Annotated in this window: 15 protein-coding genes; 13 read left to right on the top strand and 2 right to left on the bottom strand. The window is 36.9% G+C overall.

Annotation, left to right across the window (positions count from 1 at the left end):
- Positions 1 to 210 precede the first annotated feature (210 nt).
- The 9 genes from ACHABU_RS16420 (at position 211) to ACHABU_RS16380 (ending at position 11,977) form a co-directional block, all read left to right on the top strand.
- Positions 211 to 927, top strand: coding sequence for a FadR/GntR family transcriptional regulator (locus ACHABU_RS16420; RefSeq protein WP_435766019.1), 717 nt, complete (start codon positions 211 to 213; stop codon positions 925 to 927).
- 376 nt (positions 928 to 1,303) lie between these two features.
- Positions 1,304 to 2,056 carry an SDR family oxidoreductase gene (locus tag ACHABU_RS16415; RefSeq protein WP_435766018.1) on the top strand — a complete coding sequence of 251 codons (753 nt, stop codon included), beginning with the start codon at positions 1,304 to 1,306 and terminating at the stop codon, positions 2,054 to 2,056.
- Between the two features lie 41 nt (positions 2,057 to 2,097).
- On the top strand, positions 2,098 to 3,282 hold the full coding sequence (locus ACHABU_RS16410; RefSeq protein ID WP_435766017.1) for a CaiB/BaiF CoA transferase family protein: 1,185 nt from the start codon (positions 2,098 to 2,100) through the stop codon (positions 3,280 to 3,282).
- 88 nt (positions 3,283 to 3,370) lie between these two features.
- On the top strand, positions 3,371 to 4,153 hold the full coding sequence (locus ACHABU_RS16405; protein WP_435766016.1) for an enoyl-CoA hydratase/isomerase family protein: 783 nt from the start codon (positions 3,371 to 3,373) through the stop codon (positions 4,151 to 4,153).
- A gap of 280 nt (positions 4,154 to 4,433) precedes the next feature.
- A complete protein-coding gene (locus ACHABU_RS16400) occupies positions 4,434 to 5,450 on the top strand; it encodes an alcohol dehydrogenase catalytic domain-containing protein (protein WP_435766015.1) in 1,017 nt (338 codons plus the stop codon).
- A 58-nt stretch (positions 5,451 to 5,508) separates the two neighbouring features.
- Positions 5,509 to 6,342, top strand: a complete 834-nt coding sequence (locus ACHABU_RS16395; RefSeq protein ID WP_435766014.1) for a VOC family protein — start codon at positions 5,509 to 5,511, stop codon at positions 6,340 to 6,342.
- A gap of 580 nt (positions 6,343 to 6,922) precedes the next feature.
- Positions 6,923 to 8,116, top strand: coding sequence for a thiolase family protein (locus tag ACHABU_RS16390; protein WP_435766013.1), 1,194 nt, complete (start codon positions 6,923 to 6,925; stop codon positions 8,114 to 8,116).
- Positions 8,117 to 10,078: 1,962 nt separating this feature from the next.
- Complete coding sequence (locus ACHABU_RS16385; protein WP_435766012.1) at positions 10,079 to 11,578, top strand: BCCT family transporter; 1,500 nt, start codon at positions 10,079 to 10,081, stop codon at positions 11,576 to 11,578.
- A gap of 102 nt (positions 11,579 to 11,680) precedes the next feature.
- Positions 11,681 to 11,977, top strand: coding sequence for a hypothetical protein (locus ACHABU_RS16380; protein ID WP_435766011.1), 297 nt, complete (start codon positions 11,681 to 11,683; stop codon positions 11,975 to 11,977).
- A 146-nt stretch (positions 11,978 to 12,123) separates the two neighbouring features.
- Here the strand turns inward: ACHABU_RS16380 and ACHABU_RS16375 are convergent, their stop codons facing one another.
- Together ACHABU_RS16375 and ACHABU_RS16370 are read right to left on the bottom strand one after the other, a co-directional pair.
- The gene (locus ACHABU_RS16375) at positions 12,124 to 12,948 is read right to left on the bottom strand and encodes an alpha/beta fold hydrolase (RefSeq protein ID WP_435766010.1); all 825 of its coding nucleotides are present in this window, start codon (positions 12,946 to 12,948) and stop codon (positions 12,124 to 12,126) included.
- A 445-nt stretch (positions 12,949 to 13,393) separates the two neighbouring features.
- Positions 13,394 to 14,971, bottom strand: coding sequence for a BCCT family transporter (locus tag ACHABU_RS16370; protein WP_435766009.1), 1,578 nt, complete (start codon positions 14,969 to 14,971; stop codon positions 13,394 to 13,396).
- A gap of 273 nt (positions 14,972 to 15,244) precedes the next feature.
- Between ACHABU_RS16370 and ACHABU_RS16365 the strand changes: the two genes are divergently transcribed.
- The 4 genes from ACHABU_RS16365 (at position 15,245) to ACHABU_RS16350 (ending at position 22,055) form a co-directional block, all read left to right on the top strand.
- Positions 15,245 to 17,584, top strand: a complete 2,340-nt coding sequence (locus ACHABU_RS16365; protein WP_435766008.1) for a helix-turn-helix domain-containing protein — start codon at positions 15,245 to 15,247, stop codon at positions 17,582 to 17,584.
- Between the two features lie 315 nt (positions 17,585 to 17,899).
- Positions 17,900 to 19,327 carry an MFS transporter gene (locus tag ACHABU_RS16360; RefSeq protein WP_435766007.1) on the top strand — a complete coding sequence of 476 codons (1,428 nt, stop codon included), beginning with the start codon at positions 17,900 to 17,902 and terminating at the stop codon, positions 19,325 to 19,327.
- A 24-nt stretch (positions 19,328 to 19,351) separates the two neighbouring features.
- Complete coding sequence (locus ACHABU_RS16355) at positions 19,352 to 20,536, top strand: amidohydrolase (protein WP_435766006.1); 1,185 nt, start codon at positions 19,352 to 19,354, stop codon at positions 20,534 to 20,536.
- 310 nt (positions 20,537 to 20,846) lie between these two features.
- Complete coding sequence (locus ACHABU_RS16350) at positions 20,847 to 22,055, top strand: MFS transporter (RefSeq protein ID WP_435766005.1); 1,209 nt, start codon at positions 20,847 to 20,849, stop codon at positions 22,053 to 22,055.
- Positions 22,056 to 22,179: the final 124 nt, after the last annotated feature.

The raw sequence follows: 22,179 nt of genomic DNA, 5'->3' as shown, positions 1-22,179 counted from the left end.
AGGTTATCAGACAAGTTTATAAAACAAAAAAGAATTTATTTAAATTCTTAATTAAGCAATAAGATATTAGAAATGTTATAATCAGGTTATCAGACAGGATTTGTCTGAAAAGTAAGAAGCTTTTGTGGGTACATCTTAACAGAAAAATATTTTTATGTCTATAAAAAATTTACTTTCTTTTTAGAAAATATAATTTTGCAGGAGGAAATTATGGAACCATTTAAAGTGAAAACAGTAAAAATTTATGAAGAAGTAGCTGAACATATAAAAAAGCAAATTTTAGATGGTAAACTGAAACCAGGAGAAAAATTACCCTCTGATAAAGAATTGTGCGAGTTGTATTCAGTTGGACGTTCAACAATCAGAGAAGCATTAAGTGCTCTGAAATTCATGGGGCTGATTCAATCCAGACAAGGGGAAGGAAGTATCGTACGCAAAGTGGATCCGGAAGATATTGGAATGCCTGACTTTACGGGGCTGCTGTTAAGCGATCAAACCATTCTTGAATTAATGGAGGCTCGTAAGCTGATAGAAATATCTAATGTGCAGTTGGCAGCAAAGAATAGAGATGGGCGTAATTTGAAAAAGCTGCAGCAAATTATTGATCAGATGGAAGCTAATCTGTTAGAAAATAATGAAAGTGAAAAAGAGGATATGCTCTTTCATCAGACAATCGCACAGGGGACCCAAAATTCGATTATGGTTCGGCTGTTGGATACGATTTCCGAACCAATGGAAAAAGCGATGAAAGAAATACGCAGAATGGGATTTAGTAATCCATTATCGACCATTTTGGTTTTAAGTGAGCATAAAGTGATCTATCAAGCAATTGTAGAACAAGATGCAGAGAAAGCTCAAAATGCAATGCAAAAACATCTGGAACATTTTGAGTATGAGCTGAAAAATCATATGAAATCAAAAAAGTAAGAAGTTGAATGGATTTATTTTTCGAATAAGCCAGGCAGAAATATCCTGGCTTAGCTATTTTTTAGATAATTTAAATTATTATTGGACAACTAAAAGATATTATGATAACTTTTAATTAATCTTCAAACACATACTACCAGGTTGTCTGATAACCTTATAACCTTATAAGTTTTAAGTGGGTTTATAGTTTGTTTAAAAAAATATTTGTAAGCGCTTGTTAAAAGAATTTAAATCGTACTAGTGCAGGTATCAGGTAACCTTATAAATGGAAATGAGTAAATAAATAGATACACTGCATTGCTACATCAACTTTAATACACTCGGTCAGAAAACGTTTTAAACGAATTCAACCCTATTCGGAAAGGAGCATATAGAAATGAATATAAAAAATAGAGTATTTTTAGTCACCGGTTCCGGAAGCGGAATTGGTGAAGGTATTGCAAAAAAATTAGCACAGCATGGTGCAAAAGTCGTCATTAACGATATAAATATTAAAAAGGCTGAAAAGGTTGCAAAAGAAATTAATGAAAACGGTCAGGATGCAATTGGTCTTCAGGCAGATATTACGAAAACAGATGAAGTGCAGAAGATGGTAGGGGAAATCATCAATCGTTACGGGAAGATAGATGGATTAGTAAATAATACAGGAGTTGTGAGAGACAACCTGATCCTAAAAATGCCTGAACAAGATTTTGATTTTGTTCTGGATGTCAATTTAAAAGGTGCATGGATTTGTTCCAAGGCTGTACTAGGACATATGAAAGATGCTGAATATGGACGGATTATCAATATTTCCTCTCGTGCCTGGTTAGGTCAGGTTGGGCAATCCAACTATTCTGCATCCAAGGGAGGCCTTGTAAGTTTAACACGAGCATTAGCCCTTGAATTTGCTAAGTTCAATATTACAGTAAACTGTATTGCACCAGGATTAATTGATACGCCTTTAATCCGAAATCTCCCTCAGAAGGTACAGGAAGATCTTATTAAAGCACAGCCTACTCCTTTAATTGGAGAACCGAAAGACATAGCAAATTCTATACTGTTCTTTGCATCAGAAGAAGCGAGATATGTTACGGGTCAAGTCCTTCATGTCGATGGAGGGAAGAGCTTGGGAGCCCGAAATATATGATGATTATACCAGATGAATAATACTGTAAAGGAGAGATAGATATGCAACCACTAGAAGGTATCAAAATACTTGATTTAACAAGAACGCTAGCTGGTCCATTTTGCACCATGCTATTAGGTGATGTCGGGGCAGATGTCATTAAAGTCGAGCAGCCTGGAACAGGAGATGAAGCAAGGAATTTCACTCCGCCTGAATGGGATGGAGAAAGTTGTTATTATCTTTCTTCAAATAGAAATAAAAAAAGCATAACGATAAATTTAAAGAGTCAACGTGGAAAAGATATAATTTATAAGCTGGTTGAAGAGGCTGATGTGTTAGTAGAGAATTTCAAAACCGGCTCCCTTGATAAAATGGGATATGGTTATGATGATTTAAAGAAAATAAATCCGGGTTTAATTTACTGTTCCATATCTGGCTTTGGCCGTACAGGTCCAGAAAAGTATCGTGCAGGTTATGATCTGTTGTTGCAAGGATTTGGGGGACTGATGAGCATTACTGGTGAACCAGATCGTACGCCGGTAAAGGCAGGAATGTCGATTGTGGATTTAACGACAGGAATGTTCGCTGCATATGGAATTCAAAGCGCCCTCTTTGCAAAACAAAAGACGGGGAAAGGACAACTCCTTGATGTGAGCTTATTAGATGGGCAAGTAATGCTACTGAATCATATGGCAACAGGGTATCTTGCAACAGGAAAACCTGCAGGAAAAATGGGATCTGCGCATCCTACACTTGTCCCTTACCAAGCATTCGAAACAAAAGATGCAAATATAATAATGGCGGTCGGAAATGACAGACAGTGGGAAAACTGCTGCATAACCATGGATTGGATGGACTTGCTGGAAGATGGCCGATTTAAAACAAATCAGAAAAGGGTTGAGAATAGGGGAGAACTTGTTCCAATCTTAAAGAGCAGATTGGTACTTATGGAAAGCAAGGAAGTCTTTGAAAAAACGGAAAAAGTTGGAGTCCCATGTGGACCTATTCATACAATCGATCAAGTTATAAATCATTCTCAAGTCATTGAAAGGGAAATGATCATTAATGTTGAACATCCGCATATAAAAAACTTAAGAATGCCAGGTTTCCCGGTTAAATTTTCAGAAACACCAGGTGAAGTAAGACAATATCCGCCTTTACTTGGAGAACATACGGGTGAGATTCTATCCGAGCTGGGGTATACAGAAAGTGAAATAGAAGAAATGAAGGCTGAAAAAGCTATTTAAAAGGAAATGCTTTATAAACACTTGTCTGATAACATGATTTTCATCATCCGAATTAGAATTTAATATTTGAAAAAAAGGAAGTGAACTAATGGTCTTTGTTGAGTGGGAAAGAATAGGTGCCAATAACCATACTGGAAAAATTACATTAAATCGACCTGAAGCACGTAATGCATTTAACACGGACATGGGGAAACAAATTGTTGATATTTGTGAGCAAATTGAAAAAAGCGATGTTCGTGCTGTGCTGCTGACTTCCGCTGATTCCAAAGCATTTTGTTCTGGAGCTGACCTAAAAGAGAGAAATGGAATAACGGATGAAGAATTTCAACGTCACCATGAAATTTTTGCTGATATGTTTCAGTCTATTGCCGATTTGCCGCAGCCAGTTATAGCCGTAGTGGATGGGTATGCTTTAGCAGGCGGATTTGAACTAGCACTTAATTGTGACATGATTCTCGCATCAGAAAATGCTGTTTTCGGTCTTCCTGAGGTAACTCGTGGAATAATGCCGGGAGGAGGCGGCTCTCGCTTGCTTCAAAGAAGAGTTCCTGTACATATTGCAAAAGAATGGCTTTTTACAGGAAGACTTGTTAAAGCAGAAGAAGCAAATCAAATTAGATTAATAAATGAGCTGGTGGATTCATCTGATTTGCTTGACAGAGCGATTGAGTTAGCTGATATTATCGCAAAAAACGCACCATTCGCCGTCCATAATTGCAAAACATCCATTAATGATTTATACGGAATGCATGACAGTGAGGCTAGAGAAAAAGAGGATATATACTACAGCCGTTGTTTGGATACACAGGATCGATTTGAAGGGATACGTGCTTTTGTAGAAAAAAGAGAACCTGTATTTACTGGTAAATAGTTAAGATTCAATGATAAAGCAAAGGGAAAAGTGCTTATTTAGTTCTTATAAAAAAGGGAGTAAATTTTAAAACAAATTGTATGCCTCCGATGTGCCAGTATTTAGTAGAAACAAAAGTTAGGAAATTGAATGGTAGGAATGCTGTGCATTGTACATCCGTTGCATTTGGCGGAAATTATACAAGATTTTACGTAGAAGATTTCTGCTGTATTTATAGCAAACTACTATTTATGATTACTCGTTTTGGCTATTAAATCTTATTGAAAGGGGAATTACGAGAATGAAATCTCTAGTTAAAGAGCATGAGGCACCTGGCTTTACATTTAAAGAGTCTGAAAATCCAACCCCCGATAAGGGAGAAGTTCTGATTTCTGTGAAAGTGTCTGCAATCTGTGGATCAGATCTACACATTTACCAATGGGATAATTGGGCAAAAGGAGTAGGAATTAAAGTGCCCGGTATATCGGGACATGAATGTGTTGGGAAAGTTGTTGGGCTTGGAGAAGGAGTTACGTCTTTTGTAGTCGGTGATCAAGTAAGTGTCGAAACGCATATTCCGTGTGGTGAGTGTGAGTTATGTTTAAATGGAAATCAGCACATTTGTGAAAACTTAACATATTTCGGCCTGCATACCGATGGTTGTTTTGCTGAATGGGCTGTTGTTCCAGAAGTATGTCTGCGTAAGATACCAGATTCCATTCCTGAAGAAATAGGAGCAATTCTCGAACCACTGGGGGTAGGTATGCACGCAGCTCAAGTTGGAGATGTGCAGGGTAAAAAAGTTGCTGTACTCGGAGCTGGACCAATTGGCCTTTATTCGGCGTGTGCTAGCCTAGCTTTAGGTGCTGAATCTGTATATATCAGTGATTTAAAACAAGCGAGACTGGATGTTGCCTCTCAATGTGGTGATTTTAATATCTTTAACCCAGCTGAAACAGGGTTAACTGATGTATTCGGAGATAGTAAAGCGGATGTGATTATAGAGACGACTGGAAGTGGCCGAGCTTTTACTGAAGCGGTCCCATATTTGAAAAAAGGCGGAATTGCTGTAATGGTTGGTCTGTTCCCAGGAGATATATCCTTAGATCTATCTGGTTTGGTAGCAAAAGAAATAACTTTACGAGGAATTCATGGTCGCAGAATGTGGGAAACATGGGATCTAATGGAAGAACTTCTGCTTGAAGGCAAATTAAATGTTGCTCCATCCATTACTCATCAATTCCCATTAGAGGATTTTGAGGAAGCTTTCAAAGTTGCAATAAATGGAGAAGGTGTAAAAGTTTTATTAAAACCTTAAGGAACTGCTGGCAAGAATACTTATAGTTAAAAAATAATTATACTAAGGAGAGAATACGATGAAAACGACAATCCATCATCAAAATTTTAGTACAAATAATGTGGAAGAAATGGCTGCATTTTATAAAAAGGTATTAGGTTTGGAAGAAAGTAAGGAAATAAGCGGTGAAAGAATTACTGACCAAGGATATGGTGGGGATACTCGCTTTTTATTAGCGGGAGGAGATTATCAAATTCATATTGCTACAATGGATCTATTTAATGGTCATAAAACAGGGCACTATGTGAACCCGCTTGTAAATGGGCATTTAGCATTTCGAGTGGATGACATTGAGGAATTAAAAGGAAGATTGGATAAACATAATGTGCCTTATTCAGATTTTGGAGAATGGTCTATAAAAGGCTGGTATCAAATCTTTTTATACGATCCTGACGGTAATGTTATTGAAGTTCAGCAAGTTGATGCAGAACCGGAAGATCATCAAATGGATATTCAGCTTCACCACAGAAATTTCAGTACAAATAAAGTAGGAGAAATGACAACATTCTATAGAGATGCACTAGGCTTAACCGAAAATAAAGACATGCATGGCGGAAGAATTTTAAAACAATATGATGGAGAAACAAGATTTTTGGTGGATGAGAACGGAAATCAAATTCATATTTCTAAAAAGGATTTACTGAATGGCCACAAAACCGGACATTATGTGAACCCGCTTGTGAACGGCCATCTAGCATTCCGAGTCAATGACATTGAGCCAATTAAAGAACGATTAAAAGAGAACAATGTAGCTTTCTCAGATATGGGTGAGTGGTCAATCGAAGGCTGGTATCAAATTTTCTTATTTGATCCAGATGGAAATGTACTCGAACTTCAACAGGTGAATGAGTAGATAAACATTTGCATCAGTTTTTCAAGCCTTAATTTTACTAATAATGAACAGTAGGAGGTGGTGCCTGCAAAATGATGTGCCCCTCTTTATCAATTAATTAAATGCTGCATATTTTTACTTATTGTTCGAACAAGCAATGTAGGGATATTATTAGGTATTGCTTTTAAATGGCTAGAGTCCACTTAAAGAATGTTAGTCACCTATTTAGTTACTCTACCAAACTAGTTTTATCTGTTATGCCTCCTGCTTTTGTATCCATCAATATATGAAACAATATCCAAAAGAGCGTTATTACAGAGATGCGAGTATATCTAGAATTTATGAGGGAACAAAGACTGGGATGATATTAAACTTTTAAATATCCTAATAAGAAGGAGAAAATTATATAGGGTTGTAGAGAGACTTTCTCTATAGCCTAAATCTCCTGGATCATGAGTGACTATCTTCTTATATATGTTTTTAATCAAAAGGATAGAAAAAGTTATACTATGAAAAGTAACTGTCCAGTAGCTTTAATATAATAAGTGAAGAAAAAAGGAAACAGAGATAATAAGAAAACTTGAAGAAGGAGGAGAACCAATTGAACAATATAGTAATTGTAGATTCTGTACGTACAGCAATTGGTAAACTCGGTGGTACTATCGGGAATGAAACAGTAGATATACTCGGTGAACATGTGATTCGGGCCCTTATTAACAGGACAGGTATTGAAAGAGATGCCATTGATGAAGTAATACTTGGTCAGGCAAAGCAAACCTCAGACGTTTCGAACCTTGCACGTGTCGCATCACTTCGTGCGGAACTTCCGATTCATATTCCAAGTTATACGGTACATCGGCAATGCGGATCAGGAATTCAGGCAGTTAATTCTGCTGCCCAACAAATTCAGTCTAATTTAAGCGATATCATTATTGCTGGTGGTGCCGAGTCCATGAGTACTGCTCCATACTATGTAAGTGGTGTACGATTTGGTCTTAAAGCAGGAAATGTAGAGTTAAAGGATCCCAATACGGCAAGTCAGCCAGGATCCCAGCCTGCAGAAAAATATGGGGATTTAAATATGGGTCTTACAGCGGAAAATGTTGCGGAGAAATACGGAATCACACGCGAGGAACAAGATGAGTTTGCACTCAGAAGTCAAGAAAAAACAAAGAATGCTATTGATAAGGGGTATTTTGAAAAAGAAATTGCTCCATACTCAGTGGAAACAAGAAAGTCTTCTATTGACTTTAAAGTGGATGAACATCCAAGAGAGACAACAATTGAGAAGTTAGGGAAATTAAAACCTGTTTTTAAAGAAGGTGGTACGGTTACGGCGGGAAATGCAAGTGGACGTAATGATGGCGCTGCAGCACTACTTGTTATGACAGAAGAAGCGGCAAAATTGCGTAACCTAAAGCCAAAGGTAAGAATTATAGCTCAGGCAGCAGCAGGTGTTTCCCCGGAAACGATGGGAATGGGGCCTGTAGATGCAACGCTGAAAGCTTTAAAACAGACGAATTTATCGATTCAAGATATCGGAATCATAGAACTTAATGAAGCATTTGCCTCCCAGTCTATCGCCTGTATCAAAGAGCTTGGTTTGGATATAAACAGGGTGAATCCAAATGGTGGAGCAATAGCGATGGGGCATCCGATTGGAGCAACTGGTGCTATTTTACTTACAAAACTGATTCATGAATTGGAACGGACAGGTAAAAAGTACGGTCTTGTAACTTTATGCATTGCGGGTGGTATGGGAATTGCCACAGTTGTGGAAAACCTCCAGGTATAGAAAAGGCAAGAGATTCCAAGGAATTTCTCCAATTTATATACTTTCCTAAACTATCAATTAATGATACTAAAGATAATACAACAAAAGACAAAGCTTGATCCAATAAGGGTTAGGGCGAATAAGATACTTATTGATAGTAAAGCCAATCGCTTAGCTAAGGAAGTGGTTATTGGCTCAAATTCAACAGTTTAAAACTTCCTCCTAATTTGAAGTTTTAAAAGACCATAGCATATATTAGGATATAATAATTAGAGAAGGAACATGCCCTCCCGTTAACAACAAAATAATTACATGCCTAATTTGTGCCTACGAATAATTATTTAATATGAAGTAATTTAAAAAAAGTCAATGGGATATAAATGCTGATAGAACAGCGTTTATAATGTCTTATGAAACGATTTGAAAACGGTCATTTTTCAAGTTTGAAATGGAAGGTTCAGTTTATTGGTCTAAGTCACAATTTGAGACCATGTACAATACACAACTTTTGCTAAAAACGAAATAATATTGAAGGTAACAAAAAGGTAACAAGAATAAGGAAAAAGAAACAATCACACAAAATGATTCTTCATTAAAGATGACCAAAATCATTGATATATAAGCATTTAATATATGTGAAATAATAGAAAAACTAGGCTCGCAACATGGGCGGCATGATGTAATCTTATAAAATGAACTTTGATTGAAGAAAAGAGGCTTCCAAGTTATAAAGGTCCATAGCCATATTGAAAAAAGGATAAACGATATGAATAAAAGATAAAGCGGAACAGATGCGCTTCTCAAGCATTCACTCTAACAAAATAATGAAAAAATACTTGACTAAGAATCAAATCAGTTGTATTAGGTATGAAATAATACATTCAAAATATTACTTTAGCTCACCTAGTTCGAAAAGGTGAGTTATTTTATTACGCCACAACGAATTACTAAATTCCTTTTCATTGAGGTGTATTTCTAATTAACACGGATTTTTACACTTATTTTACACATAGTTTTTCTCTAGCATTAATATATCAACCTTTATAAGCAATAATCGACCCCGACCACCGGTATCATAACATTAATAGGACGGCGTTCTCTTCGGAGTGCGTCGTCTTTTTTGCGTTGAGCGTACGACATTTAGTCCCGTGCATAGGTACGCTTACTTTCGCTTTCCTTTGATTAATTCGGTGGGGAGCGTTTTTTTATAGGCAATCGACGCAGCAATAAAATAGCACCGCATGTAGTCGATATAGCAACGGAGCCTATCGAGCTGGAAACGTTGTCCCACGATGAATAGGTACGACGCTTTATTAACAACGCAGATCGTCGAGTACTTAGACCGGATACTATTACGTATTACAAAGATAAGACCGGACAGTTTAGACGTTCAATTAATACGTCAATTCGGGCTACCCGAACGCTATTCGGCTTTTTGTATGAGTCGAAGTATATCCTTAAACAATCTGATAAAAGGCTACCCGTTGTTAAAGGATCGAACGGGAAATATAGAGGCTTTTACATTAAAGGAGCTAAGAGCGTTACTAAATGCACCGGACAAGCGTATCTTTCCGTGGCTTTGAGACTATACGTGTATGTTACTTCTATTAGAAACAGGGATAAGGCAGTCAGAGTCAACTGAAATTCTAGTCGAGGATAATCCCTCAGCCTTAATTCCAATGAGAAATGAAAAATCACTTATAAATGAAGTAATAAATTTTTTTGGATTTTACCATGAGATAAATGCCAGAAAGTTAATTCATAAAATGTATCACTTGTTATAGTTAAAAACGATAGCTATGAAAGGCTATAGAGACAGGCATACTGGTAATCCAATTATGGCATATTGTGAGCTTTTATAAAACCAGTATTAAATAGCGCTATTTAGAAATAATAAAAAACAGAACATAATCAAGGTTTAAATGAGAGTTACATCATCGATACTTAGATGATGTAAAACAGTGACAAAAGGAATTTTTATGAATGAAGTCAACAAACAAAGTACAGCCGGTTTTTTACTGGGCAATTGGAATACTGGCTGTGATCATTGTATCCGGTGTTCTATTTCCAACCGCACTGGAAAGTATAACCGGAACTATTCAAAGTTTTATATCGAATACCTTTGGATGGTATTATTTAATTTCCGTAACACTTTTTACAGTTATATGCCTGTTTTTAATTGTAAGTTCTTATGGAGATATCAAACTTGGAAAGCCAGATGATAAACCAGAATATGGTTATTTATCTTGGTTCGCAATGTTATTTAGTGCTGGAGTGGGTATCGGTCTTGTCTTTTTCGGTGCAGCAGAACCAATATCACACTTTGGAATACAATCACCGACAGTTGAAGAAGGAACTAGTGAAGCGGCGAGAGAATCTATGCGGTTTGTCTTTTTTCATTACGGTATCCATGCTTGGGGAATCTATGCCATTATTGCACTATGTATTGCGTACTTTAAGTTTAGAAAGGGAAAATCTGGTTTAATAAGTGCTACACTTTCACCAATTATGAATACAGATGGAGTAGCAGGTAAGGTAATCGATACTTTAGCTTTGGTTGCAACGGTTACAGGTATTGTAACTAGTCTTGGGTATGGTGCAGTGCAGATAAATGGGGGAATTTCCTACTTAACAGACTTACCGATTGCATTTTATATTCAAGTAATTATTATCATTATTGTAAGTATCTTATTCTTAACTTCAGCCATGACAGGACTAAATAAAGGGATTCGTCTCCTGAGTAATTTTAATATGCTGTTAACTTTCCTTTTGTTCTTATTTATCGGGATTTTTGGTGGAGCTACCTTGTATTCGTTGAACCTTTTCACAAATACACTTGGAACATATATTCAGACCCTTCCTGAACTTAGTTTTCGTATCGCACCTGGTAGCCCTGAAGATCGCGGGTGGATTAATGATTGGACAATTTTTTATTGGGCTTGGTGGATTGCTTGGTCACCATATGTAGGTACATTTATTGCCAGAGTTTCACGGGGGCGTACACTTAGAGAATTCACTATTGCAGTTTTACTTGTTCCTTCTCTAGTTAGTTTTTTATGGTTTACGTTGATTGGTGGTACAGGAATATCTCTTGAATCACAAGGAATTATGAACATTTCTTCCCTTGCAGAAGAAGAGATGTTATTTGGTATCTTGAGTACAATGCCGTTCAGTACAATTGCTTCGATTTTAACGATAATTTTAATTGTTGTTTTCTTTATAACTTCTGCGGATTCAGCGACGTTTGTTTTGAGTATGCATTCCACTAATGGATCTTTAAATCCAGCAAAACGGATTAAATTCGTTTGGGGTATCGTTCTTTCATTAACTGCTATCACTTTGTTATATAGCGGAGGACTGCTAGCAGTACAAAATGTGATGATTATTGCTGCTTTTCCATTTTCTATTATTTTGCTGCTTATGGTGTATTCTCTTTTAAAGTCACTGAGATTGGAAAAAGTTAATGCAAAACAAAAAAAGTAAGGGTTTAAAATTAATTCGAAATCAGTACAATAGCCCAGTAATTTTAGTAACCCGGTGCATAGGCTAATGGAGTAGATATGTATTTAGAAATGAGGGGAATAGATGAATAAAGAATGGAAAGAAACAATGGAATCTCCGGAGCAAGTGAATGATTTATATGAGAGCTATTTACAGCAACCGTATTATAGAGTGGAAAGCCAAGATTTTCACGGGGAACAGCGATTTGTTGGTCCTTTTATCGTACCATTTGTAGGTGCTCTGGCAGGAGGGCTTTTGGCAGGTGCAGTTTTCAGTCCGAATTATGGTTATTATCCACCTTATCCAGTATATGCACCATATCCACCATACCCTTCATACCCGGGTCCATATCCGTACTATCCACATTATTATGGTTATTAAGCAGTTATGAACAATAGACGTACATCGCTTCATTCGATGTACGTCTCACTTATTTCCGTAGTAAATGCATTATTATCTCCTTAAGAAGAAGCCACATAATGGTCAGGATTCTTATTTTATACCATTAATACCTTATCTAATTTCTTTCACATTATAATATAATTAAAGATTTCTTCATAAATCTCCTTCGACCGTTCCTCTGTAACAAAATGACCGGTCTCTTCATACGTAATTAATCTGGCATTTGGCAAATCCCCAACCAATCGTTTGCCCACTCCTAATGGTACCACCTTATCTTCCTGCCCCCATATTAATAATGCGGGTGTCTGGATTTCTCTTAGTTGATCACTTCTTAAATCACCCTCACGCTGTCGTAATAATCTTATTAAAGACTTATAGAAATTCTTATCCTTTAATGGAGTTTCAAATTCTCTAATATGTTCGTCTGTGATTAAGGATGGATTATAAAAAACATTTTGCAGGCTTGCCCTTACATTACTTCTTTTAATCCGTTGCTTCACCATCTGGTTAAATAACGGAAGATAGGAGCAATAAACCATCCATCGATTCGTACTTCGCAGGTAGCCAGAGCTGCTTAGTAAAACTAACTTATTGATTTTTTCCGGGATGATTCTCGCGGTATGTAAGGCTACTTGCCCACCCATCGAATGACCGATGATACACACATTCTCTAAGCTGAAATAGTCGATACATTTGGCAACCAACTTCGCATAGTTTTCATGTTTATATACAAAGGAGGTTGATTTTTCACTTTTTCCAAAGCCCGGTAAATCTAAAGCAATAATTGAAAAATGTTTCTCAAGTAATGGTATAAGGCGATTAAATGTATAAATGGACGAAACAAACCCGTGAATTAATAGTATTGGAGGCTTCCCATTTAAAATATATTCGCAGTATACGTTGACATCTTCCAAAATAATCTCTGCTTTTGAATAACTATTTCGTCTCACCCTTGTCACCTCGATGTAAGAATATAATTATGATTATTATTTACGATAAACAAGGAAACATGTGAGTGAACTTGCATTTCTGCCATTATTCATAGGCAGCTTCCTTAGGATACATAAGAACCTTATCAATTGGATATATAACTAATAGTACCATCTAAGTCTTGGGGGTACAGCAATAAAATGGCGTGGCAGAAAGCAAAATAGCAATGTAGAGGATCGCACGCAGTCTTGGACGATGCCCCCATTGTCTTCATAAGGCTTTGATTAATGGAATTCAACTTGAATTAAGTTAAGAAAATAAAGTATTCCAAAGCATGTCACATAAAGCGACCTGCGCAGACAATGCGGATGGAGAATTTTTTTGGCATAAATAATGAATGAGCCGTATCCAAACAGATACGGCTCATTGTAATTGTCCCAGTCAATTTCACAGTCTCCCGTGTACTTAGCTTCTTTCTTTATCTTCTTCTTCCTTTGACTTCTCAATATATTCTTTCATTGCTTTTTTGTTCGGGGTAAGTGTTAAACCTAAGGACTTTCTTTCCTGATTGGCATCTTTATAAAATGCGATTGCCATTAATATGACGACAACACTGAATGGCAATGCAGATATAATTGCTGCAGATTGTAAGGCATTTAATCCGCTTTCTCCACCTGCTAACAGCAATATATATGCGATTGCTGATAATGATAACCCCCATACGACTTTAACAAAATTTGCAGGATGTAACGTACCAAAGGCTGTTTGCATACCTAAAACAAAGGTTGCAGAATCGGCTGAGGTTATGAAAAAGGATGATATAAGCACCAACGTAATTACAGATAAAATGATACTCATCGGGAGTTCATTGAAAATACCAAACAACTGCGTTTCCGGTGGAAGATCAAATATGATTGGTGCATTTTGTCCTACTTCAATTCCTGTCAAACCAAATGCACTAAACCAAAATATACTCACAAAAGTTGGAACGAGTAGTACCGCAAAGATAAATTCCCGGATGGATCGTCCTTGAGAAATCCTTGCAATAAATATACCTACAAATGGACTCCAACTCATCCACCAACCCCAATAATAGATCGTCCAGGACTGCATCCACTCATGTTTTTGTTCGTTTAATGGGGCTACATCCAAACTATTAAATAATAATGTATTGAAATAATCACCAGTCGAACTTGTCATCATATTGAGAATAAATAAAGTTGGACCGAGAATTAAGATAGCAACAAACAATAGGCCTGCCAGGATCATATTTAAATTACTTAAATACTGAATACCTTTGCTTAATCCACTCCAGGCACTGTATAAGAATAATACCGTAACAACAGCGATGATGATACCTTGGACGAGCTGATTGTTAGGGATACCGAAGAGATAGTTCAAGCCCCCATTGATTTGCATTGCCCCTATCCCTAAAGAAACAGCGACACCAATAATGGTTGCGAACACCGATAACACATCAACAATATTACCGATAGGACCATCCACTCGATCACCTAAAATAGGCCGTAATGTTTTGGATATTAAACCAACTTCTCCTTTTCTGAACTGTGAATAAGCTAATGCCAGTGCTACGATACCGTATACAGCCCATGGATGGAATCCATAGTGCATAATAGTTGATCGCATCGCTTCAGCCATTGCAGCTCTTGTTTCCGGATCAGCAGTAGGCGGAGCCAGGTAATGTGAAATTGGTTCAGAGGAACCATAAAACACTAAGCCAATCCCCATACCAGCACTAAAAAGCATGGCTAACCATGATAACGTATTAAACTCAGGTTTATCATTTGGTTTACCCAGTTTGAGTTTACCGATTGGACTAAAACCTAAAAATATACAAAAGAACAGAATTAACGTAAAAATTGCCATATAGTACCAACCAAAAGTTTCTGTAACCCATGCCCCAATAGCTCCAGTAGTTTCACCAAATTGATCGGGGAAAATAGCACCTAGAAGTACCAGTATTCCGACAAGTATGGAAGCGTAAGTGAATACACTGGAAAATTGTTTTCTTTTTTCTTTCATTATATAGTCCCATCCTCTTCGTATGATATTTTCCATGTTTTTCATATTAACATAATTACAAATCTTTTCAATTAGGGTCTAATTCTTTTAAAAGAGTCTGGTTTAAGTCTTCGATTATTTTGCACATTCATCCATCGAATATGTAAATATACGAATTGTACTTTACAGGGTATCCGGAGGGAAGGTAATCCTACACTTTTTTATTGCTTCCCTAAATAGAGAACGTGTAAACTAAAAGAAATAGGAACCATTAAAGAATGGGGAAAAGATACGATGGATGAACACATAACAGACTTTACAATTAATTTACAACAAATCAAAATCTTGGCTCCACGATTAAATAAAGGGATTCAAATCATTCTTGTTATTCATGGGGAGCTGACCGTTGAAACAAATAGCCGATTCTATCCATTAAAAGAAAGAGATGTTCTCGTGATTAATCGGAATCAACTGTATCAGGCTGATGGTAGTATCGAAAATCGTGTATTGATCTTGACTATTTCGGATCGGTTTATGCTGGAGCAATACGAGGAGTATCCATATAGTCGGTTTGAATGCAACTCATTGGACATAGATATGGGAAGAGAATCCATGATCGATCGTATTCGTAAGCTATTAGCTGAATTGATGATTAGTTACTATCGAAGAGAAGAAAGTTATCGAATTGAATTACAAGCATATGTGAGTCAAATTCTACTTATCTTAATTCGTCGCTTTAAGCAAAAGGGCAGCACTTCGGAAAGAGTGGACACGGCTGATCAGCGTTTAATACAAATTATTGATTATATGGAGACCAATTATAATCAAGCAATCACATTAGAAACAATAGCGAATCAATTTTATTTATCTTCCGGATACTTATCTCGCTATTTTAAAAATAGAACAGGTATTGGTTTTAATCGTTTTTTGATGAAAATCAGGCTTGAACATTCCATGAAGGACTTACTGTATACGTCGGAGTCCATTTCCCATGTTGCGATGAATCATGGCTTTCCAAATACGAAGTCTTTTGTGAGTTATTTTAAAGAAGTATACAAGCAAACGCCTAAAATATATCGGGAGGAAAATCAGGAAGAAAGAATCGATTTTATAAAATCCTATGATTTTGATGATGCCATTCATATTATCAAATCACCAGAGGTTTTAGAGAAGCTAGGTATGTTCCTAACCGATGCAGATGAATCCTATACGAATTCAGAAACGCAACTTTCGGAATTAAACCTTGACTTGCAGCAGGTTACGAAACACAAAATTAATCGGCCAATGCATAATCTTGCTATTGGCGAGTTAAGGGAGTTATTAAAGGAAGGTGTACGATTACAAGTTTTAATGGCAAAAAAGGATTTGCGTCTTGAAAATATTGCTGTACGACAATTGATTGGTGGTTCGACCTTTATTACACCTGTCGAAACAGATGAAGTTATTGCGACGACTTCGCCTTATTACAACGCAGATTTCGCTTTGAATTTTCTAAGGAAACATGATTTATCGCTTTTTGTTCGTGTCGATTATAAGGAAATAACCAATGATGAAGGAGCATATTTTAAAGAATTAAATAATTTTATGAAGCATTGTATGAATGTGTATGGGACCTCCTATCTTGAAAAATGGCATTTTATGTTTTATGAACCAAGCCAATCAGCGGTAAGTGGGAGTGAGCTGCAGCGTGTCTATTTGAAATTATACGAAGCATTAAAATCACTTGTGCCAGCTATCCGTGTCGGTTCCTTTTTGCCATTTTCTTTCAAAGAGGAGAAGACGACGAAAAATCATACGTGGTTAGTAGAAGGGAACGTCCAGCTCGATTTCATTGGCTATGAAGCGAATCAAAATGAGATCATTGACTTTACAGAGTTAGGGGATGATCGCTTTTCACTCGCGGAAGGCTATATTAAGGAAAAAACAGATAAAATGAAGCGTTATGTAAGGAAGTATAGGAAAAACCTGCCCCTTAGTTTGGTAAGTTGGAATACACTTTCAGGGAATACGAGATACACGAATGGGACATTTTTCCGTGGTGCGTTAGTATTGCAGAATGCACTCGAATTAGCAAACGAAGTAGAATCCATTGGCTTTTGGATTAACACGGAACAGCACGAGAAGTCGGGAAGAAACCGGCAGATTCGGATGGAGGGATTAGAACTTTACCATTACTTTAATGGGAAACGTCCAGCATACTTTGCGATGCAGTTTTTAGAGAGGCTAAGTGGAACCATCATTGCACAAGGATCATCGTATGTGATGACCGAAAATGACCGTGGATATCAACTTATCCTCATGAATATCAATAATGTAAATCCATATTATTCGGTAGAAGAAACGTTTCTAAAAAAATTAAACAAAGATATTCGCGTCACCATTGCGGGGATAAAGCCAGGTCATTATCAGATTAGAAAACGTGTATTCGATAAAGATCACGGCGCACTCTATACGAAATGGTGGGATTTGAATAGTGCGTATGGAATGGATGCGGAGGTTATTGATTACATCACAGAAACTAGTCAGCCATCCATGGAACTATTCGATGAACAGATTGATGGGGATTGGTCGTTTTATTCTTATATGACGATCAATGCTATTCATTTCTTTGACATTCGAAGAGGGCATCTTTAATGAGTAATTCTATAGATGATGGATAGGTGTATTACCTATCCATCATCTATTTTTGTTAAAAATGAACGGTTGATTTTTTACCTATTTGAATATATGTGAAAAATTGCACATGATTTACGGGTAATGAAGCGGAAAAATAGCTTATTTAAAAAACGGATATTTCTTATAATAAAGATGTAATAAAGATGAGCTCATAAATTGTTTATTGCACTATTATCTAATTGATTTTTTAACAACGAAGTAGGTTAAGGGTGGCAATCATATAGAAATGCCATCACAAATGTAATTTATAAAAAATTAGGAGGTTTTTGTATCATGGAAACAACGTATAAAGGTACAAATAAGATGTTAACGGGTATTGTGTTTGGGGTAATTACATTTTGGCTGTTTGCACAATCGATGGTCAATATTGTTCCAGCGGTTCAATCGGATCTAGGTATTTCACTCGGAACGATTAACGTAGCGATAAGTCTTTCAGCATTGTTCTCAGGAATGTTCATCGTTGTTGCAGGTGGATTAGCAGATAGAATGGGTCGGAAAAAAATAACGTATGTCGGTTTAATTTTAAGTATCATTGGTTCCTTATTGCTTGTCTTAGCGAATGGTTCCGTATTATTAATTCTAGGACGTATCTTACAAGGTTTATCAGCGGCAGCCATTATGCCAGCAACCATTGCTTTAGTGAAAGAATACTTTGAGGGTGCAGATCGTCAACGTGCACTTAGCTACTGGTCCATTGGTTCTTGGGGTGGTTCTGGTCTTTGTTCATTCTTTGGTGGTGCAGTTGCAACATCTTTAGGCTGGAAATGGATTTTCATTTTCTCTATCGTCTTCGCAGTTCTTGCCATGTGGTTAATTAAAGATGTACCTGAAAGTAAAGCAGAAACAACAGGTTCATTTAAGTTTGACTTTGGTGGTCTAGGAATATTTATTGTTACCATGCTTGCTTTAAATATCTTTATTACACAAGGAGCAGGCTTCGGCTGGACTAGTCCAATAACAATTGGCCTTGCAGTAATTACGGTAGTTGGTGTTACCTCCTTTATTAAATATGAAGCAAAACGTAAAAGTGCATTAATCGATTTCAATATTTTCAAAAGCAAACCCTATACAGGTGCTACCATCTCTAACTTCTTATTGAATGCAGTAGCAGGTACACTTATTGTAGCAAACACATATGTACAGGTTGGACGTGGATTTTCAGCATTTCAATCAGGCATGCTTTCACTAGGTTATCTCGCAGCGGTTCTTGCGATGATTCGTGTTGGTGAGAAATTGATGCAACGTACTGGAGCAAGAAAGCCAATGATTTGGGGAACTACTTTAACGATGATTGGTGTAGGAGTCATGGGACTTACCTTTTTACCAGATATGATGTATACCATTGTCGTTTTTGGCGGATTTATCCTCTTCGGTTTAGGACTTGGAATGTATGCAACACCTTCTACAGACACAGCAGTTACGTACGCACCAGCAAACAAAGTTGGGGAAGCATCAGGTATATACAAAATGGCAAGTTCGCTTGGTAATGCATTTGGTGTAGCGATTTCCGCAACGGTTTATAGTACAATCACTGTCTTCAGTAGTGTCGAGGTAGCAGCAACCGCAGGGATTATAACAAACGTACTATTTGCAGTGTTATCACTTATCTCGATTATCATTTTTGTTCCAAGTAGTGTTGGAAAAGAACCGAAAGCAAAAGCAACAACACCGATCGTAAAACCAGCTGGCGCAGAGCGCTAAAACCTACAAAAGGAGACGGTTGTAATGAGAAGCCAATTAATGGAAATGTTGGAATTGCGTAAAGAAGAAATGATTGAAATTCGCCGCTATCTACATGAATATCCAGAAATATCCTTTGAAGAAGAGAAAACAGCGCAATATATTGCAGATTTTTATAAGAATAAAGATGTTAAAGTAGAGACAAATGTTGGTAGTGGTTACGGAATTGTCGTAACCATTACAGGTGGGAAACCGGGAAAAACGATCGGACTAAGAGCGGACTTCGATGCGCTTCCAATTAAAGAGGAAACAGATGTCCCATTTAAATCCAAAAATGAAGGTGTGATGCATGCGTGTGGTCATGATGCCCATACAGCATACTTACTCATTCTCGCGGATTGTCTCATTCAATTAAAGGGTGAACTGAACGGAACGATTAAAATTATTCATCAGCATGCAGAAGAAGTACCACCAGGTGGAGCGAAAAGTATATTGGAATCTGGAAAGTTAGACGATTTAGATGCTATTTTTGGGGTTCATGTGCTACCGATGGATGAAGCTGGTGTCGTTGGATATCACAGTGGTTATTCCTTTAATGGTAGGTCGTATTTTAAATTGAAAATACAAGGACAAGGTGGTCACGGTTCATCACCACATAATGCAAATGATGCGATTGTTGCAGGTAGCCATTTTGTTACGGTCGCTCAAACCATTATTAGCCGCAGATTAAATCCAATGGATGTCGGTGTCGTTACAATTGGCTCATTCGATGGAAAAGGTACATTCAATGTGATTAAAGATAGTATCGAACTGGAAGGTGATATTCGTTATATGAGCGTAGAAAGCCAAGAAATAATTGAAAAAGAATTTAAGCGGATTGTGAAAGGGATTGAAGTAGAGTTCGGTGTGGAATGCACACTGGAATACAATGCGGACTACCCGCCATTATACAACCATCCAGAATATACAGAGATGGTTGCTGAAACGCTAAAGCAGGCAAATGACAAGGATATTAAAGAAGTAAAAGAATATCCACCGTTATCCCCATCAGAGGATTTTGCTTATTATTTAGAAAAAATACCAGGTTGCTACTTCTATATCGGATGTACACCAAAAGGGGTAGAAAAACCGTATTTCAATCATCATCCTAAATTTGAAATTGATGAAGATGCCATTCTTGTCGCAGCAAAAGCAGTTGGTCATGTCGTTTGCGGTTATTTCGGCAAATAAGAAAGCATAAAAGTATTCTAAAAAAAATGAAGTAAAACATACCGATAGTAGGAGGTACTATCGGTATTTCTTTATTCAATGTCATGACGGCGCATTCATCACCTAAAGACTAAAAATTTTCCCTTCCTCATTTTATATATTGAAGTTTTAGGGTAGTATAGGAAAAGTGAACTTCAATCAGGGGGGGATTCTGTAAACGAATCGGGCGTTTGATTTGCTTCCTTTTCTTTATTTACGATTCTTATTACTCCCGAATTGTCTTTCAGCCAGTTAACCTACAAAAATATAGAAAATGTTAGAGGTGGAATAGATGAGTCAAAAGAAGCCACAAAATAACGTCATGCTAATTATCTCTATTATGTTTGGATATGCATTGACCTATATGGACAAAAATATGATCGCCGCAGCAATCATTCCAATGGAAGCAGAATTGGGGTTAAGTGCTAGTCAATCAGGCCTATTAATGAGTATGTTCTTCATCGGATATACCGTGATGCAAGTTCCAAGTGGATGGCTCTCTGACAAAATTGGACCAAAAAAAGTATTATTAATTTCGATTGGTACCATTCTAGTAGCAACCCTTTTCTTTGGATTTGTGAGCGCATTAGTATTGTTAATGGTTATCCGATTAGTTGCAGGGCTTGGTCATGCTGGTGTACCAACAAGCGCGACAAAGGTTGTATCAAATACCATTCAGCCCAAACAAAAGATGTTTGTCCAGTCATTAATCTTATCAACTTCTGGTATTGGTGGCATTCTTGCATTCACATTAGGTTCCACGTTAATTAATATGAACTGGCGCTATGCTTACTACGGATTAGCTTTATTATTTGCTGTTTCCATTCTTATGATCTTTTTCTTCTTTCCGAATAAGAAAAAGTATCCGAACGGAGAACAAGAGATAAAAAAGGATAAGGTCCCAATCCGTGTTGTGTTTAAAGATAAAAATGTATTTATTTTATTTACTGCACTACTATTTCTAAATATTGTTTTATACGGCTATCTTTCCTGGTTGCCATCCCTCTATGAGGCTGAATTTGGATTTGATTTAAAAGCAATAAGTATTATTTTGGGTATCAATGCCATTTTAATGAGTGTTGGTGCACTGAGCTCAAGCTTTATAGTCAATAAAGTTTTTAAAGGAAAAGATAAGCGCTTTGCTTTAACTGGTATTATCTTATGTGGACTTGCGTGTATCGTTTTTGCTATGACCGATAGCTTATTTTTGTCGATTATCATGATGTTTATTTTTACACTTACATCAAATGCCGTTTTCGTTACTTTATTTAGCTGGCCACATAAATTGATTCGGCCAGCGGTGATTGGCACCTCCATTGCCATTATTAATATGGGTTCTACGATTGGAGGTTTTCTATCTCCTACGATTACTGGATATTTAATTTCCGCTTACGGTGGTAATTATAATGTGGCTTTTATTGCAATGGGAATAAGTGCATTTATTTGTGGCTTAGTAATTCTTTTAGTAAGAACAAAGCCAGTAAATACGGGGGAAGTCTAAATTCATGAGTCTGAACGCAACATGTGTTGAGAAAAATGGAGCATTATATACAAGGGCTAAGTTACTTGTATATAATGCTTTTTTGAGGTTTAGCACAAGAAATGGCAAAACTCGTGCAGTGGAG

Origin of the sequence: Oceanobacillus sp. CF4.6 (genome assembly GCF_051262635.1) — a bacterium.
In the GTDB taxonomy this organism is placed as follows: Bacteria; Bacillota; Bacilli; order Bacillales; family Amphibacillaceae; genus Oceanobacillus.
The sequence above is the reverse complement of the archived record's forward strand: the minus strand, read 5'-3'. Positions and strand labels throughout refer to the sequence as shown.

Excerpts from the sequence above, each read along its gene's own strand:
- ACHABU_RS16350 (WP_435766005.1), top strand. The coding sequence starts at position 20,847 with ATGAGTCAAAAGAAGCCACAAAATAACGTCATGCTAATTATCTCTATT.
- ACHABU_RS16365 (WP_435766008.1), top strand. The coding sequence starts at position 15,245 with ATGGATGAACACATAACAGACTTTACAATTAATTTACAACAAATCAAA.
- ACHABU_RS16385 (WP_435766012.1), top strand. The coding sequence starts at position 10,079 with ATGAAGTCAACAAACAAAGTACAGCCGGTTTTTTACTGGGCAATTGGA.
- ACHABU_RS16370 (WP_435766009.1), bottom strand. The coding sequence starts at position 14,971 with ATGAAAGAAAAAAGAAAACAATTTTCCAGTGTATTCACTTACGCTTCC.
- ACHABU_RS16420 (WP_435766019.1), top strand. The coding sequence starts at position 211 with ATGGAACCATTTAAAGTGAAAACAGTAAAAATTTATGAAGAAGTAGCT.
- ACHABU_RS16410 (WP_435766017.1), top strand. The coding sequence starts at position 2,098 with ATGCAACCACTAGAAGGTATCAAAATACTTGATTTAACAAGAACGCTA.
- ACHABU_RS16400 (WP_435766015.1), top strand. The coding sequence starts at position 4,434 with ATGAAATCTCTAGTTAAAGAGCATGAGGCACCTGGCTTTACATTTAAA.
- ACHABU_RS16360 (WP_435766007.1), top strand. The coding sequence starts at position 17,900 with ATGGAAACAACGTATAAAGGTACAAATAAGATGTTAACGGGTATTGTG.
- ACHABU_RS16405 (WP_435766016.1), top strand. The coding sequence starts at position 3,371 with ATGGTCTTTGTTGAGTGGGAAAGAATAGGTGCCAATAACCATACTGGA.
- ACHABU_RS16380 (WP_435766011.1), top strand. The coding sequence starts at position 11,681 with ATGAATAAAGAATGGAAAGAAACAATGGAATCTCCGGAGCAAGTGAAT.
- ACHABU_RS16415 (WP_435766018.1), top strand. The coding sequence starts at position 1,304 with ATGAATATAAAAAATAGAGTATTTTTAGTCACCGGTTCCGGAAGCGGA.
- ACHABU_RS16355 (WP_435766006.1), top strand. The coding sequence starts at position 19,352 with ATGAGAAGCCAATTAATGGAAATGTTGGAATTGCGTAAAGAAGAAATG.
- ACHABU_RS16395 (WP_435766014.1), top strand. The coding sequence starts at position 5,509 with ATGAAAACGACAATCCATCATCAAAATTTTAGTACAAATAATGTGGAA.